We start from the raw sequence: 15,918 nt of genomic DNA, 5'->3' as shown, positions 1-15,918 counted from the left end.
TATAACACTTTTTTATTTACCAAATCTCAATCTCCACACCATGATTGCTGCTTCTCTGACGATTTTTTTACTCATCTTTGAGGAGCCACTGTTTCTTTCATAAAAAATTATTGGGATTTCGGTAATTTTAAACCCCAGTTTATAGGCTCTATAAATCATTTCTATCTGAAAGGCATAGCCATTTGATTTAATACTGTCAAGCTCTATAACTTCAAGCACTCTCCTCTGGTAACAGCGATATCCGCTTGTTACATCGGTGAGAAATTTGAGTCCCAATATTGTTATGGCATACTTATTGGCAAATTTTGAAAGCAGCAGCCTTCGAAAATCCCATCCTACAACGCTTATTGTACCACGAGTGTATCTTGAGCCAATTACAAGGTCATATCCTTCATTGCATTTTTCTATGAATTTTGGAATATCACCAGGGTCATGGGATAGGTCTGCATCCATTTCAAATATACAGTCATAATGCCTGTTTAAAGCCCACTTAAAGCCTGTTACATAAGCTGTTCCAAGTCCGAGTTTTGCAGGTCTCTGTATTAAGTTCACTCTCTCGGACTGTTTTATCCACTTTTTTATTTTTTCCGCTGTATTATCCTTAGATGCATCATCAATAAAAAGAATATCCACTTCATGCTCAAGCAGTCTTGGAATCAATTTTTCTACATTTTCCGCTTCATTGTATGTTGGCAGAATTACGAGGACATTCATTTTAACTCCTTTTTAAATCTCAATAAATATAATAAAACAAAAAAGGCATTTATGCAAAAAATGTAAGCTAAATAATCAGAAATGCTTCTCAAGGGAAACATAAGAAATCCTGCATAAAATAGAAAAAGATGCGCATAAATCATGTAAAAATATCGCTCTAAGGCTACTGCCATACTGATAAAAACTATGTTGAAAAGAAGAGGTAGTAAAGCAATAAAATAAATGGGAAGGAATTTTAAAGCTGGTTCAAACTTCGTTCCAAAAAGCAGTAAAAATAAGGGTTTACCAATTAAAAGGCAGGCTATTTGAGCCATTACTTCAGAGACAATTACTATTGCTAACATATGAAATACCAGTTTTTTAAAAAATGCTGATTTTTTTGCTTCTACAAATTTCGGGAAATAAACGCCAAGAGTTGTTAAAATAAACCATACAAGCACTTTTCCAACAATTGATACTGCTGAGTAAATTCCTGCAGTATGCTCATCAAGTATTCTTTTTATAAATATGTTATCTGCATAGATAAAAAAACCAATAGGAGAAGCATAAAGAGCTATGATTAACATTTTCTTTATATTTAATTGTGCTCTTTTGACTGTAAGATTTCCATTTATTATAAGAAGAATTATTAATACAGCAAATGCTCCAACAACTGTAGAAAAAAGGACTCCATCCACTTTTAACCCTACATAAATTGCTACTAATGCTGCAATTAATCTAAGTGTTAGCTCCATTGCTGTAGAGAAGGCAAAGAGAGGGAATTTACCAGTTGCCTGAAGAAAGCTTCTTTCCACAGCAACTAAAGACATTCCAAGCCATGCTAAAGCAATTATAAAGAAGTAGTAGTATTCAGTTACATGTAGAAAATCCTTAAGATAAGATGAGAAAGCACACACTAAAAGAGCAAATACTGCACCAATTACAAATCCCATTAATCTTAATGAATTAAAAAAGTTAAATCTACTTTGATAGTTTTCAATTATAGTTTTGATGCTTACAGTTCCAAGAAGCACTGTAATATTTCCCACTGTTAACATAAAAGAATACAAAACCATAAACTCTCCATAAACAGCTGGACCAAGACTTCGGCTTACAGCAGAATGAAAAACATATCCAAGAATATTCACATAAACAAAGGCAAGCGTGACAGAAGATATATCTTTAAACATACATAATTAATAATGAATTTTTAACTTTCAAGGTTTCCTCAGAAGACAATAAATACTTTTTCCAAAAAATACTTCATAAATCACTATGAAGCATTCTGAACCAAAAATCAGGCTTAGAATAGGCACAAATGGAATAAGAAGAAAATACTCTACAGGTCTAAAGTGACCAATTTTTAATACTTTAAACCCTGACATCTCAGCAAGAGCTTTTAGACTTTTTTTTGTCCAGGGTCTTACATGGGTTGGATCAGAGAAAAAATTGAATCTACCTGGTAAAAAAACTGAAGTGTAATTTTCAGTAACACAGTAGAAATGACCTGCCTTTTTTAAAACTCTATTAGTTTCAAAGAAAAATTGTTGTGGATTTTGTAAATGTTCTAATAAAAATGTAGAAATAACTATATCAAAATAATCATCTTCAAAGGGAAGTTTTTGTTCTTCTATATCAACTTCATAAAAGTTAACAAAAGGAGGTAGATTCTTGTTTTTTTCTAAATCCACACCGTAAAACTCAGCATCAGAGTTAATATGTTGTCTTATAAATTTTAAGGTTTCTGCCTCACCACATCCGATATCTAAAATTTTCTTTGCAGATTTAATATTAGGAATCAGGTTCAGATTGATAATTCTGACTTTTATTCCCTGATAAAACTTTTGAATTCTGTTGAATTTTATTTTGCTTTTAAGAAAGCTTTCAAATACTTTATGCTCACTTACAATATGATCCTGATATCCTTTTTGCTTTTTATTCATTTGTGTAGCAATATAGCAAATTCCAACAAATATTTGCAAACCTCTTCAGATTGCCATTAGAAAATCACTGTCTTAAGCGACTGCAGCGTTTTTTGGTAACAGTTCCTAACGAAGCGAAAGTAAATTTTGTATCAACAATTTTAGGAAGCCTCTTAAAATTGAGAAAAAATAGTTGACTTAGATGTATAAAAACAGTTATATTTCAAAAGTTTTGGGCGATTAGCTCAGTGGGAGAGCGCTTCCTTCACACGGAAGAGGTCACAGGTTCGATCCCTGTATCGCCCATCAAGAATTATCAAGGGTTTATGAAACATCACACTCTCCTTTAAAATTACAAATTATGCACTTTTTGTGCAGTAAGTTCTCCCTTAAAAAGGGGTAAAAATTGAAAATAACCGCTTACATTTTGCCTTCTTCAAAATGGGGTAACGCGAAATGGGCTTTAAAAGCTTTTAAAATCAAAGCCTTAGAAAGGCTACCGTTGGAAACATGACCTCATTTAAAAGGGATTGCGGCGGGAGCGAGACAAGAAGAAATACGAAAAATTGAAAATTCCGTATGACAATCGTGGACTTAATAAAGTTATTGCTAACTTACACTCATTTTTTTATATAATATTCAAATGAAACGGTTCTGGATAGTTCTCACAGTAATGCTGCCAACTTTTATTGAAATTCTTGACACTACTATAAATAATGTTGCATTGAGACACATTCAGGGAAGCCTCTCAGCAGGCGTTGATGAATCAACATGGATAATCACTTCCTATCTTGTATCAAATGCAATAGTTATTCCAATGGCTGGATGGTTAAGCAGGATTTTTGGAAGAAAGAATTATCTTATTTTTTCAATAGCTCTTTTTACAATTTCTTCCTTTTTATGTGGAATATCGTGGAGTCTTACATCTCTTATATTTTTTAGAGTTCTTCAAGGAATTGGTGGAGGAGGACTACAGCCTCTGAGTCAGAGCATACTTCTTGAGATTTTTCCAAAAGAAAAATACGGCACAGCAATGGCAATTTATGGAATGGGTATAATTATGGCACCAATTCTTGGTCCAATAGCAGGTGGATGGATTGCTGATAATTTTTCATGGAGGTGGATATATTACATAAACATTCCAGTTGGTATTGTATCCATTCTGATGACATATCTTGTGATAGAGGATCCTCCATATTTAAAGAGAGAAAAGCTTCGTATTGATTATCCTGGAATTATATTTTTAGCTCTCGGCATTGGATGTCTTCAGATAGTTCTTGATAAAGGTGAAAGAGAAGATTGGTTTGACTCAAAATTTATTATCATTTTATCAATCATAAGTCTTGTAAGCTTAGTATTGTTAATTTGGTGGGAGCTTAAGAAAGCAGAGCATCCTGTTGTTAATTTCAGGCTTTTTAAAGATAAAAATTTCTTTTTTGGCAACTTAGTGATGTTTTTTACCTTTGTAAATCTTTTTGGAAGCATTATTCTTTTGCCAATTTATGTTCAAAATTTAATGGGATATACAGCATTCTTGGCAGGACTGGTTTTAGGACCAGCAGGAATAGTCCAGCTTATAGCTTTTCCACTAAGTGGTAAAATATCAGATAAAATCAATCCAAAAATTCCTCTTGCCTTTGGAATTATAATGTGTGCATATTCAACCCATATTATGAGTTTATTCAATCTTCAGGCAGGGTTTTGGGATTTTGTATATCCAAGAGCTGTTCTTGCCCTGGGTATGGCTTTTGTTATAACTCCTCTGGCAGTAATGACAGTAGCCTATATTCCAAAAGAAAAAATGCAGGATGCAACACCATTGAGTGCAGTGATAAGAAACATTGGAGGATCTGTTGGAACAGCAATCGTTACAACAATTGTATCTCAGAGAGCTCAGTTTCATCAGTTCAGACTTATAGAAAATCTCACTCCCTATGACATTCCCTATCAGATAGCTGTGGAAAAACTGAATGAGTATCTTCAGCCAAGAACGCTACTGCCACCTGAAGGAGCAATTTATAGAGAACTCATAAGGCAGGCTCAGGCAATTGCTTTTAATGAAGCCTTCTGGATACTCAGTGTTGGAATGCTTTCAATGCTTGTAACAATTATGTTTTTCCGGAGACCAACTTATAAAAAGAAAGGAGGTACCCATGATGCAATCCATTAAAGGGCAAGTTGCACTTATAACTGGTGCATCAAAGGGAATTGGCTTGGCAACTGCTGAAAAGTTTGCTAATGAGGGAGCTAATCTTGTTTTAGTAGCTAGGTCAAAGGAATTATTGAATAATGTAACTGAGAAGCTGACAACTTATGGAGTAAATGTGATCAATGTTCCTGCTGATCTTACAAAACCTGAGGAAGTTGAAAGAGTTTTTAAAGTATTGAAAGATTATTTTCAAAGGCTTGATATTTTAGTTAACAATGCTGGAAGAGGAATTTTTAATTACATTGAAAATGGCTCACCAAAAGAATGGAAAGAAGTTATTGATCTGAATCTTACAGGGCTTATTTACTGTACTCATTTAGCTGTAAAAATGATGATTCCCAGGAGAAGTGGTCATATTGTGAATATTTCTTCTGTAGCTGGAAGAGTTGGGATTCCGGGATGGTCTGTTTACTGTGCTACAAAATGGGCAGTTATAGGTTTTTCTGAATCAATTCGTAAGGAGTTGATAAAATACAATATTCGTGTTACAGTAATAGAACCAGGTGTTGTTGCAACTGAATGGGGTGAAAACATGCCAGAGGAATGGATAAAAAGTAGAGGTGCTATGAAAGCATTAAAAGCTCACGATATTGCAGAGGCAATCTATTATGCGGTAACTCAGCCCGAGCATGTCAGTGTAAATGAACTACTTATAAGGCCATCAGAGCAGGAAAGATGACACTTACTCATTTTGACGAAAAAGGACAAGCACGGATGGTTGATGTTACAGGAAAACCTGTAACAGAGAGAATTGCTATCACTGAAGGTATTGTAAAGATGAAGCCTGAAACCTTAAAAATGATTTTAAATAAGGAAATTGCAAAGGGTGATGTTTTTCAGGTTGCCCGTCTTGCTGGAATTATGGCTTCAAAGATGACTCCCCATCTTATACCGCTCTGTCATCCACTTCCAATTACATCAGTGGAGATTGATTTTGAACCTGATGAAGAAAACTCTCATGTAAAAATAAAAACCACTGTAAAAACAACAGCGCAAACAGGAGTTGAAATGGAGGCAATGGTTGCTACCTCAATAGCTGCTCTTACATTTTATGACATGTGTAAGGCAGTTGACAAAGAGATGGTAATTGGAGAAATAAAGCTTATTTATAAATCAGGAGGAAAAAGCGGAGAATTTATTCGAACCTAATTATCTCTCTCTGTATCTCCACCAAAGTAAAGCTGTCTTTCTACATTTGGATTAAGTCTTATAAAAATTAAGATGGAATCTCCTTCTTTTTTATAGACTGTTTCAACCGGTTCAAGAAGTCCAAATACCCAGGGAAAATAAATTGGTTTCAGCTCATAGCCAACATTTTTTCCTTTAAAAGATATTTCAGAACATTTTATAAAACTGACAAATGAATTGTCTTTTAAAATTTCATTGGTGATTTTCAGAGCTTCTTTTTCATTCAAGTTTTCAATTACTCTGTATTTAAAATTTGGCGCATAAGGAATTATTTTAATTTGATCACCTCTATCAAGAATTATGAATGTTTCAGGGTCATTTATAAATGAGTTTGAATATATAATTAAGTTGAAACTGCCTTTGATATCGCTTTCATTGCATTGGTTAAGTAAAACTTCTGCATGCAAATTAAATGGAAAAAGAAGTGCCAAAACTATGAGTACTTTAAGCAGCTTCACAAAAATATTATACTAAAAATTGTGGGTAAAGTTATAGGAAAAAATTTAACAAAGTATTACAGACAGTTTAAAGCCCTTGATTCAGCCAGTTTTGAAATAAGGCAGGGAGAATGTTTTGGCTTTCTTGGACCAAATGGTGCTGGAAAAACAACCCTTATGGGAATGATTTATGGATTTATTAAACCCTCTTCAGGAGAAATAGAAATAGCTGGTATCAAAGCCGATGAAAAAACTTTTCCAGAACTTAAGAAAAAAATTGGAGTTATTCCACAGGACAACAATCTTGACCCTGACATTGATGTCCTTGAAAACCTTATTGTTTATGCAAGATACTTTGACATTGGTAAAAAACAAGCCCTTAAAAGAGCTATTGTAATGTCTTCAGCTACACCTCTTTTCTTGTTCTAAGGGATTTTTTCCCATTGAAGACATGCCTGAAATTGTAATAAAGCTTTCTCAGGCAAATCCTTTACTTCACTTTGTAAACATTTCAAGAATGCTCTGTTATGGGAAAATTTATGTCCAAAAAGATATCTACGATATTGACATACTTAAAGAAGGTTTGATACAATTTTTCATGGAATCGGGATAAGGATTAGTAAAGACAATTCAGACAAAATTTCACTCTTTTTCTGTTATAATTTTGACCTTTCATTCTTTCATTGCTGTAAATACCCTCCTGAAGAATTTACAAATACTAACAGCATGCTTGACTTTAAAAACTCTCTAATTTGTCCCATTCCATGAGAAAGTAAATAAACTATTTACTCACTTTGGGCAAAAATTTAAGGAGGTTGCCATGAAAAAATTAGCAGTTTTTCTCATCTCAATCTTTTTAATTTTAGGGTTTGCAACTGTCCATGCTCAAATGAAAACACAGACTCCAGCCCAGGTAAAGCCGAATATTCCATCAAAAACTTACTGGTGCGCAGAGGTAAAAGACATTCTTTTCTCCAAGGAACCTCAACAGGGGCAAAAGCTCTCTGTTGGTGTGAGGGTTAAATTTAGAAAGATGACCATAATTCCTGGCGCTCCAGGTCCAAAACTCTGCAACTGTGCCTTTGAAGGACCTTCTGGCAATCTTGCAAAGGTTTGGACAAAGACAATGTCTTTGAGACTAATCGGTATTAAATACTCAGAGACAGAAACCAATCTCCTTGAATACTACGGACCCACGCCAGCTTTTCGTGCCTATGATTACAGCGGATTTCCAGTTATAGGCTTTGTAGTCACAGAAAATGATTTAAAAAAGGGCTATAAAGATGTCTGGGGATGGGCATCAACAGAGCCTTTGCAATGCAGGGATGCTAAGATTTATGCTACTCTGGATGTAAATGGATATGCCTTAAAAGGGGACAATGATCCTGACTATCTCAAGAAAGGTTGTTTTCCATCAGGGGACTATGTAAAGAGTTTCAAGCCAAAATGCCTCCAAGTCCCAAAGATTCCTGAAGGGGCTATAAAAGAGGGAGTAGAAAAGACAAAAACCCCTGTAAAATCTGAAAGCCCAGCAGAAACAAAAACTCTACCAAAATTACCGGAGGCAGCATATTCCTCAAAGAAGATTCTGCGTATACCCGCTGAAAAATTTTTCATAGAAAAAAAGTTTCCAATTAAGTTTATCCCATTAGATCGTTCCTATTTCAAAATCCCTGTAGAGCAAAAGACAATTACTCTAAAAGAAAAAACGATAATGGTTAATGGAAAGCCTTTGCTTGTCAGAAAAGCAAAGACAATAGATGTTGAAAAATTTCTAAAGGAAGTAAACGCTATAGAAGAGTGGCTTAATGGATTGGGTTACACTCTGAAAGATAAAGAACCTATAAAAATTAAATATGTTTATCCAAAAGAACAGTTTAAGCTTCAGAGAGAGATGCTTTCAAAGGATTTCCTGAAAAAGGTAACAATACCTTCGCCTCCACAGGTTACCTGTGAAGGTTACTCAGAAGGATATGATGCTTCATCGAGTGGTCCAAAAGATTTTGTGCCTCTTGACTGGGAAAAGAATTGGAATGCTTCCTTTGGAAATGACGATTTTGGGGTTAATCTCGCCGCGAGTATGAAGATTAAAGGAGACAAAGGCAAGAATAATCAAAATACGATAGATATTATCCCATTTTTAGATGCAGAGGTTACACTATTTGGAGAGAACATTGATGTTTTAAAAATTGATAAACAAAATGACACACTCATCTTAAAGGCCGTCGGAATAGATAAAGAAGAAATTGTCTTGTGTGCTGATATTAATAAAGAAATATTTAACAAGGGAGTAGCCTGGTCAACAGAGATTGAGTTCCCTGTAGGTCCTATTAACATTGTAGGAGAAATTGGTTTTAAAGGGAAAGCTAAACTTAGCTTTTTGGGGAGGATCTGTTCCTTAGAGCCATATGCTAATGGAATCTTAAGCCCATCTCTTTCTGCAAACGCCTATGCTGAATTGGGAGCTAGTTATGAAATTGTTTCTGTAGGCGTTGGAGGAGAACTTACATTAATTAAGTGGAATCCAAGTTTAACTGGACAGTTGGAGTTAACAAATTCAAATCCACCATATTTCAAATATAGTGTTATAGGGGAAAACAATATGACCCTTTTAGCAGGAAGACTTTATATCTGGGGAGAAATCGATTATTGGATAGATTCAAAAAAAGTCGAGATAGAACTTTACAATTTTGATGGCTTCACATTTGATCAGCCTCGCTTTGCATATAAAAATATATCTGTTCCTGCAGAACGCGACCATAAAGTATGGCTAAAGATCAACAAGATTACCGGAATTACCCCTTACACTGCAAGAAATGAGAAATTGGATATTGTACCCGTAAGCTATGATCTTATTGTTGATATTGATGGAAGAACATATACAAAAACCTTGAAAGATTACAACAAAGATGGAATATGGGGTAATGCAATAGGAGAATACGAAGATCAAATATTTGAGATTCCGCTCCTATCATACAAGAAAGTCCCGATTAGTATTGAAGTGATAGAAAAGTATAAAATTGGAACGCTTGAATTTAAAAACACTCTTGATTTTGCCCCAGGAATCTGGAATAAGGTTGAACTTTGTTATGACCCTGGGAAGAGAACTTTTATTGGGACTAAATCTGGTAAGGAAGATGAGGAAATCACATCGGTTGGAGATACAAGCTATTGGGGCGAGAGACATCATGGAATTAGCTTTGAAATAGGTCAATTACAGTTCAAACCTGCTCCATCAAAGGCAAAATAGGAGGTGATTATACTGCAATCTATTTGTTAAGACATTTTTCATGGCTTAAAGGTGTAGATGTCATGCTGCCTTTTTATCCTCTTTTTAAAAATTGAAAAATTTTCTCTGCAATTCTTTGACAATTATAAATTCCAGTTATGTCAAACCATTTTACATCCTTTTCTTTTTTAAACCATGTAAACTGCCTTTTTGCATACATTTTTGTTCTCTTTTTTATAAGTCTTATAGCTTCATCAAGACAATACAAATCAGCAAGATATCCTGCAATTTCCTTATAACCAATTGCCTGTAGCGATGGAAGCGCGATATCTGAAGAGGCATTTTTCTTTATTAAATTTAAAACATTTCTCACTTCCTCAATTAATCCTGCCTCAATCATTTTGTCAACTCTTTGCTCAATCATTTTATAAAGCTCCTTACGATCTCTTGTAAGTCCAACTTTTATAAAATCATACACCAGAGGTTTTGTAAACTTTTTATGAAATTCAGTTATGCTTTTTTTCTCTTTTAAAAATACTTCTAATGCTCTTACTGTTCTTCTTAAATCAGCAGGATTAATTTTTTGAGCATACTCAGGATCAACTTCCTTTAAAATTTTATAAAGTTTGCCAGGTTGTGCCTTTTCTTCCTGTAAAAGTTTTTTTCTTAAGTGCCAATCAGCCTGAGGACCTTCAAAAATTCCCTCTGTCATAGCTCTGAGATAAAGCCCAGTGCCACCAACAATCAATGGAATTTTACCTTTTTGAAAAACTTCTTCTATAATTTTTTTAACTTTTTCAATATACGTTCCGGTGCTAAAATACTCCCATGGGTTAACAATATCTATCATATGATGAGCTACTTGTTTTCTTTGTTCCAATGTTGGTTTTGCTGTTCCAATGTCCATATATTTATAAATTTGCATTGAATCCGAGCTTATTATTTCCGCATTTAAAAGCTTAGCAAGCCTGATTGAGACTTCTGTTTTTCCTACTCCTGTAGGACCTAAAAGAATTACAATTTTTCTTTCCATAGGATTTATTATACTTGAAAAGCCATTGATAAATTTTATTAATCTCTTTATAATTTAAACAATGGACTTAATAGCTTTGTTTGGTTTAATGATAGGAATTGGTGCTGTTATTGCTGGAAATATTGCTGAAGGAGGCACAACAGCTCATCTTGTTCAAGCTGCAGCAGCTATTATTGTATTTGGTGGAACCTTTGGTGCTACTGTCTTAAGTTTTCCCTTTAAGGACCTTATTACAGCCTTTGTTAGTTTAAAGGTTGTATTTTTTAGTAGAAAAATTGATTTTGAAAAAAGTATAGAAGATATTCTTGATCTTCTGGTTATAGCCAGAAAAAGAGGTTTGTTGGCTTTACAGGAAGAGCTGGACAGAATTGATGATCCCTTTCTAAAAAGAGGAATTACATATGTAATTGATGGAATTTCACCTGGTATTATTAAAGAGTCACTTCAACAAGAAATTTATGCATATGAAGAAGTTATAAGAAGATCTGCCAGAGTTTATGATTCTGCTGGTGGATATGCACCAACGATTGGTATTATTGGAGCTATTTTGGGACTCATTCATGTTTTAAAAAATGTTGTTGATCCATCAAAAATTGGTATAGGAATAGCAACAGCCTTTGTAGCAACTATTTATGGAGTTGGTTCTGCAAATCTTATATTTATTCCAATAGCAAAAAGAATAATTAACAAGCTTGAGGATGAAATTCTTCTTATGGAACTCATGGTGGAAGGAATTCTCGGTATAGAAGCTGGAATGAATCCTTACTTCTTAAGAACAAAGCTTGAATCTTTCCTTAGAGAACGTCAGAAGGAAAGAATATGAGAGTAAGAAAGAGAAATAATAACAATGAAGAGGAGAATATTCATCGTTGGCTCATATCATATTCTGATTTTTTAACTCTTTTATTTACATTTTTCGTTGCTCTTTATGCTCTGTCCAGTGTTGACATTACAAAGGCTGAAAAAATGACCTCTTCGTTAAGAAAAGTATTTAAAGTTATTGATGAACCAATATCTTTTGAAGAAGATCGCAATAAAGCAATTATTGAAGACCTCAAAAAACTCTTGAACGATATTTCAGGAATAAATATAAAGTCAGATGCAAGAGGTGTAGTAATAACTCTGCCAGATACTCTTTTGTTCAGTTCAGGCTCTGCTGAGCTAAAGCCTGAAGCCACTGAGGCACTTACAAGAATTGCTGAAAAATTAAAAGAAATTCCAGGCAAAGTGGCAATAGAAGGACATACGGATAATGTCCCAATCAGTTCTTCTGTTTACAGATCAAACTGGGAGCTATCTGCAGCAAGAGCTTCCTCGGTGCTTCATTTTCTCCTTCAAAAAGGACTCAATCCAGACAGATTCATGATTGCAGGTTATGGTGAATACAGACCTGTAGCTTCCAATGATACTGAAGAGGGTAGGGCAAAAAACAGAAGGGTTGAACTTATTATACTGAGATAAGTATAATGATAAATATGGAAGAATCATATCAGAAAATGAGAGAATTTTCAAGAGTAGATGCTGTTATACCTCTTCAAGTAAGATTGGTTTGTCCTGAAGAAAGACAGAAGATAAAGGCACGAATCTTTGGAGAAGTAAGTTTTTTTTCTGCTCCAGTCGATGAACCAGCTGATAAGGCACTGGCTCAATGGATAAAGTTAATCAATTCAAAACTGGATTATCTAATTAGTTTATGGAGCTTAAGACAAGAAGGTTTTTGTGAACTCCCACTAACTGAGGTAAATATAAGTGGAGGTGGAATGAGTTTTATCTCTCATGAATGCTACAGTAAAGGAGATATTCTTGAATTAAAAATGGTTCTTGAGTCCCCCCAATCTATTGCAATGTTTGTTTACGGAGAAGTTGTAAAATGTGAAAGAATAAACAATTCCTATAAAATAGCTGTAAAATTTATCAATATAGATGAAGATATCAGAGACTATATTGTAAGATTTGTTTTCCATCGTCAAAGACAACTAATAAGACAAAAAAGGGAAATATAATGCTTGTAATAGTCGGAGGACTGGTTGTCTTAGGTAGTATAGTAGGTGGTTATCTTCTTGAAAAGGGAAATCTTTCAGTTTTATTCCAGCCTGCAGAAGTCATAATAATATTTGGTGCTGCTATAGGCGCACTTGTAATAGCTTCCCCTCCTCATGTTTTAAAGGGGGTAATAAAAGGAACAATTAAAACAATCACAGGTGGTGGCGGATATTCAAAAGGAGATTATATGGATACATTATTACTTTTAACTGAACTTTTTACAAAAATCAGAAAAGAAGGACTGATTTCAATTGAGCAGGATGTGGAAGAGCCTGAAAACAGTGCTATTTTTTCTAAATATCCTAAATTTATGAAAAATCATCATGCTTTAAGCCTCCTTACGGATACACTAAGAACAGTTATGACAACAACTGTTTCTTCTTATGAACTTGAAAGCATTCTTGACAGTGAAATTGAAACACTCCATGAAACAGAATCAGGACCTGTAAGAAATCTTCTTAATATTGCTGACAGTTTACCAGGTCTTGGAATTGTAGCAGCAGTTTTAGGAGTTGTTTTAACTATGGGAAAAATGAAGGAGCCTCCAGAGGTTATAGGCCATTCCGTAGGAGCTGCTTTAGTTGGAACATTTATGGGAGTGCTGATGTGCTATGGGTTTGTTGGTCCTCTTGCAAGAAGGCTTGAAGCAAGTGTAAATAATGAAAAAGAATATTTACAGGTGATAAAATCTGCATTAATAGCTTTTGTAGGCGGAGCAGCTCCTCAGATTGCTGTTGAGTTTGCCCGTAGAAATATTCCTCCGCACTTGAGACCCAGTTTTCATGAATTAGAAGAAGAACTAAGAGCATTAAAGAGTGGCAGATAAATCTAAAACAACAATAATAGTAAAAAAGATTAAAAAAGGACATGAAGCCCATCATGGTGGTAGTTGGAAAGTAGCCTATGCTGATTTTACAACAGCCATGATGGCTTTCTTTTTACTTCTGTGGTTAATTTCCATGCTTGAGCCTGCAAAAAGAGCTGCAATTGCCGATTACTTTACTAATTTTAATCTTTTTCAGTCCGGTCAGTCTTTTATGCAACAGACATCAGCAATTCATGAAGAAATGAAACAACCTGAGGTTAAAGAAAATCCTGCAGAGAGATTTAAAGAGCAGATGAAAAAGTCAATCGAGGAAAAACTTAAAGAACTAAAAGACCACATTATGATAGACACAGTTGAAGGTGGTGTTAGAATCCAGATTGTAGACCTTGAAGGTGAGCCAATGTTTCCCCTTTCCTCTGCTGAGCCAACTGAAAAGGCTCGGGAAATTTTAAAAGTTGTTGCAGAAAACATAAAAGATGAACCAGCAAAAATAGCAGTAGAAGGACATACAGATGCTGTGCCTTTCAAAGGAGGTAAAACTACAAACTGGGAGCTTTCAACTGCAAGAGCATCTTCAGCAAGAAGAGAGCTTGAAAAAAATGGAGTGGCACCAGAAAAAATTGCAAGAGTTGTGGGTTATGCTGATACAATGCCACTTATAAAGGATGATCCAAAAGATCCAAGAAATCGTAGAATTAGTATTATTTTAATGTTTGAAAAGGGGCAAAAAGCGGGCGTTTCTACTCTTCAGGAAAAACAAGGTTAAGAGCATCTTTTACTATTTCAATCTGGGCAGGAGTTTTCCCGAAATAATCACCATCTATTTGAACATGGGCATCTCCTGTGATTTCTAAGAATTCAGTTCTAAAATACTCAGTATTCCTCATTTTGATATGCTTTCCAAAAATTACTCCTGATATCTGAAGAGCAAGCTCAAACTTAGAGCGAGTTTGAGAAAGAAATGCGTAAAAACAGGGTTTTCTTAAATCTGCATCTGGTGCAAGTTTAAAAGAGCCTCCATAGCATGAAGCATTGCATACTACAGCACTGAATGCTTTTTTAATTTCTGAATTGGAAATTCTTAGCTCTGTAGGTGCGTAATTAAGCAAAGTTTTTATACCGCTTAAAATATAGGCAATTTTCTTAAAATATCTCTTTTTCTGTGAATCTACATTAAATACTGCCAGTGCATCAAAGCCAATGCCTGCCATAAGTATGAAAAGTCTTTGTTTTTCTTTATTTTTTATTCTTCCAAGATGAATTTTTTGAACTCTTCCTTTAAGAGCAATATCAATTGCTTTTTCAGTATTTTTAGGAATTTTCAACTCCTTTGCAAGAACTGAGGTTGTTCCCATGGGAAGAACTGCCATTGGAATCTGAGAGAAAGCAAGCCCATTTACAACTTCATTGTATGTTCCATCTCCACCTGCAGCAATAACAAGTATTTTACTGCCTTTTATTTGTTTTGCAAATCTTTCAGCATCCCCCTGTTTTTCAGTAAGCAGGGTTTCTACTGAAACGCCTTTATTTTTCAATATATTTTCAGCTTTTGTAATTTTCTTAAAAGCACTTCCACCTGCTATAGGATTTCCTATTAAAAAGACTTTTTCGTATTTCATAAGACGACTACAGGGGTTTTTTCAAGAAATTTTATCAGTTTTTCAATATCCAGTGGCGTTTTAACAAAAAAGGCTCTTCCTCCAGTGTTTTCTCCCTGTTTTTTAATATTTGTTATTCTTAAATATCCATGCTCCTTTGATGCAATATATCCTGTGGTATAATCTGGATTGTCAGAAACGCAAATTTCAGCTACTACTTCAGGACAGAATGCTACCTTTGATGCAATTGTTACTGCTTCAATAACTCTTTGAGGCTCAGATGAGAGATTTTTTATTTTTTTTAAAACCTGCATTCTTCTTTTTTTGTCCATCTGAATTCTTGAAACTCTCACACCTCTTTCTTTATCAGGTTCAAGACGCTCTGCAGTTAAATAATCAATTAATGTGGCTCCTCGCATTTTTTGTCCTTTTATTACACTCCATGCTACTGTGATTGCTTTTTCTGAAATTCCAAGATTAATTAAATGCTCATTAATAACTTTTTGAGCCTCCTCCGAAGACTCGCAGAACACTGTTTTTACTGAAAGGGCTTCAACAGGCTGAATTTCTTCCTTTATTTTCTCTAATGTAAAAACAATTTTGTCAGGTAAACCTTTCGGATGTTCAATGGCTCTTTTAAAAAATTTTTTAAGAAACTTCTCTAATTCATAAAATTCATAAATTCCCTCAGCACCAGAGATGTGAATTTCTTTAGAGTTTTCAATTCTTGAGGCTCTCAT

18 protein-coding genes and 1 tRNA gene are annotated in these 15,918 nt (G+C 34.6%); 12 read left to right on the top strand and 7 right to left on the bottom strand.

Features of this window, described 5'->3' with window-relative positions; all coding sequences use genetic code 11:
- Positions 1-12: 12 nt before the first annotated feature.
- From V4D31_RS06580 to V4D31_RS06570, 3 genes are read right to left on the bottom strand one after another with little or no spacing between them, the layout of a single operon-like run.
- Positions 13-714, bottom strand: coding sequence for a polyprenol monophosphomannose synthase (locus tag V4D31_RS06580; RefSeq protein WP_353685656.1), 702 nt, complete (start codon positions 712-714; stop codon positions 13-15).
- On the bottom strand, positions 711-1,883 hold the full coding sequence (locus V4D31_RS06575) for an oligosaccharide flippase family protein (protein WP_353685655.1): 1,173 nt from the start codon (positions 1,881-1,883) through the stop codon (positions 711-713). The genes V4D31_RS06580 and V4D31_RS06575 overlap by 4 nt, the downstream gene beginning before the upstream one ends.
- A 27-nt stretch (positions 1,884-1,910) precedes the next feature.
- Positions 1,911-2,636, bottom strand: coding sequence for a methyltransferase domain-containing protein (locus V4D31_RS06570; protein WP_353685654.1), 726 nt, complete (start codon positions 2,634-2,636; stop codon positions 1,911-1,913).
- Positions 2,637-2,849: 213 nt separating this feature from the next.
- Here V4D31_RS06570 and V4D31_RS06565 point away from each other — a divergent pair.
- The 4 genes from V4D31_RS06565 (at position 2,850) to moaC (ending at position 5,973) form a co-directional block, all read left to right on the top strand.
- Positions 2,850-2,921, top strand: a tRNA-Val gene (locus V4D31_RS06565).
- Between the two features lie 337 nt (positions 2,922-3,258).
- Positions 3,259-4,785 carry a DHA2 family efflux MFS transporter permease subunit gene (locus V4D31_RS06560; protein WP_353685653.1) on the top strand — a complete coding sequence of 509 codons (1,527 nt, stop codon included), beginning with the start codon at positions 3,259-3,261 and terminating at the stop codon, positions 4,783-4,785.
- Positions 4,769-5,503, top strand: coding sequence for an SDR family oxidoreductase (locus V4D31_RS06555; protein ID WP_353685652.1), 735 nt, complete (start codon positions 4,769-4,771; stop codon positions 5,501-5,503). Before V4D31_RS06560 ends, V4D31_RS06555 begins: the two co-directional genes overlap by 17 nt.
- Positions 5,500-5,973, top strand: a complete 474-nt coding sequence (moaC, locus tag V4D31_RS06550) for a cyclic pyranopterin monophosphate synthase MoaC (RefSeq protein ID WP_353685651.1) — start codon at positions 5,500-5,502, stop codon at positions 5,971-5,973. The genes V4D31_RS06555 and moaC overlap by 4 nt, the downstream gene beginning before the upstream one ends.
- Here moaC and V4D31_RS06545 read toward each other — a convergent pair.
- Entirely contained in the window at positions 5,970-6,470 is a 501-nt protein-coding gene (locus V4D31_RS06545) for a hypothetical protein (RefSeq protein ID WP_353685650.1), read from the bottom strand. The two genes, moaC and V4D31_RS06545, sit on opposite strands and share 4 nt — an antisense overlap.
- A gap of 21 nt (positions 6,471-6,491) precedes the next feature.
- On the opposite strand from V4D31_RS06545, the gene V4D31_RS06540 reads away from it, so the two are divergent.
- The 3 genes from V4D31_RS06540 to V4D31_RS06530 all read left to right on the top strand — a co-directional run bounded on the left by V4D31_RS06540 (position 6,492) and on the right by V4D31_RS06530 (position 9,699).
- Positions 6,492-6,878: an ATP-binding cassette domain-containing protein gene (locus V4D31_RS06540; RefSeq protein ID WP_353685649.1), complete on the top strand. Its 387-nt coding sequence runs from the start codon at positions 6,492-6,494 to the stop codon at positions 6,876-6,878.
- A gap of 22 nt (positions 6,879-6,900) precedes the next feature.
- Positions 6,901-7,062 carry a hypothetical protein gene (locus V4D31_RS06535; RefSeq protein WP_353685648.1) on the top strand — a complete coding sequence of 54 codons (162 nt, stop codon included), beginning with the start codon at positions 6,901-6,903 and terminating at the stop codon, positions 7,060-7,062.
- Between the two features lie 207 nt (positions 7,063-7,269).
- Entirely contained in the window at positions 7,270-9,699 is a 2,430-nt protein-coding gene (locus V4D31_RS06530; protein WP_353685647.1) for a hypothetical protein, read from the top strand.
- A gap of 73 nt (positions 9,700-9,772) precedes the next feature.
- Here V4D31_RS06530 and miaA read toward each other — a convergent pair whose 3' ends face one another.
- Positions 9,773-10,711 carry a tRNA (adenosine(37)-N6)-dimethylallyltransferase MiaA gene (miaA, locus tag V4D31_RS06525; protein WP_353685646.1) on the bottom strand — a complete coding sequence of 313 codons (939 nt, stop codon included), beginning with the start codon at positions 10,709-10,711 and terminating at the stop codon, positions 9,773-9,775.
- 61 nt (positions 10,712-10,772) lie between these two features.
- Here miaA and V4D31_RS06520 point away from each other — a divergent pair, with 61 nt between their 5' ends.
- From V4D31_RS06520 to V4D31_RS06500, 5 genes are read left to right on the top strand one after another with little or no spacing between them, the layout of a single operon-like run.
- Complete coding sequence (locus V4D31_RS06520; RefSeq protein ID WP_353685645.1) at positions 10,773-11,534, top strand: flagellar motor protein; 762 nt, start codon at positions 10,773-10,775, stop codon at positions 11,532-11,534.
- The gene (locus tag V4D31_RS06515; protein ID WP_353685644.1) at positions 11,531-12,172 is read left to right on the top strand and encodes an OmpA family protein; all 642 of its coding nucleotides are present in this window, start codon (positions 11,531-11,533) and stop codon (positions 12,170-12,172) included. Before V4D31_RS06520 ends, V4D31_RS06515 begins: the two co-directional genes overlap by 4 nt.
- Positions 12,173-12,177: 5 nt before the next feature.
- Positions 12,178-12,714: a PilZ domain-containing protein gene (locus V4D31_RS06510; protein WP_353685643.1), complete on the top strand. Its 537-nt coding sequence runs from the start codon at positions 12,178-12,180 to the stop codon at positions 12,712-12,714.
- A complete protein-coding gene (gene motA, locus V4D31_RS06505; protein ID WP_353685642.1) occupies positions 12,714-13,580 on the top strand; it encodes a flagellar motor stator protein MotA in 867 nt (288 codons plus the stop codon). Before V4D31_RS06510 ends, motA begins: the two co-directional genes overlap by 1 nt.
- A complete protein-coding gene (locus V4D31_RS06500) occupies positions 13,570-14,346 on the top strand; it encodes a flagellar motor protein MotB (protein WP_353685641.1) in 777 nt (258 codons plus the stop codon). The genes motA and V4D31_RS06500 overlap by 11 nt, the downstream gene beginning before the upstream one ends.
- Here the strand turns inward: V4D31_RS06500 and V4D31_RS06495 are convergent.
- Both V4D31_RS06495 and V4D31_RS06490 read right to left on the bottom strand, forming a co-directional pair.
- Positions 14,321-15,199, bottom strand: a complete 879-nt coding sequence (locus tag V4D31_RS06495) for a diacylglycerol kinase family protein (protein WP_353685640.1) — start codon at positions 15,197-15,199, stop codon at positions 14,321-14,323. The genes V4D31_RS06500 and V4D31_RS06495 overlap by 26 nt on opposite strands.
- Positions 15,196-15,918, bottom strand: a complete 723-nt coding sequence (locus tag V4D31_RS06490; protein WP_353685639.1) for a 6-carboxyhexanoate--CoA ligase — start codon at positions 15,916-15,918, stop codon at positions 15,196-15,198. Before V4D31_RS06490 ends, V4D31_RS06495 begins: the two co-directional genes overlap by 4 nt.

Origin of the sequence: Thermodesulfovibrio sp. 3462-1, from assembly GCF_040451425.1 — a bacterium.
Lineage (GTDB): Bacteria > Nitrospirota > Thermodesulfovibrionia > Thermodesulfovibrionales > Thermodesulfovibrionaceae > Thermodesulfovibrio > Thermodesulfovibrio obliviosus.
The sequence above is the reverse complement of the archived record's forward strand: the minus strand, read 5'-3'. Positions and strand labels throughout refer to the sequence as shown.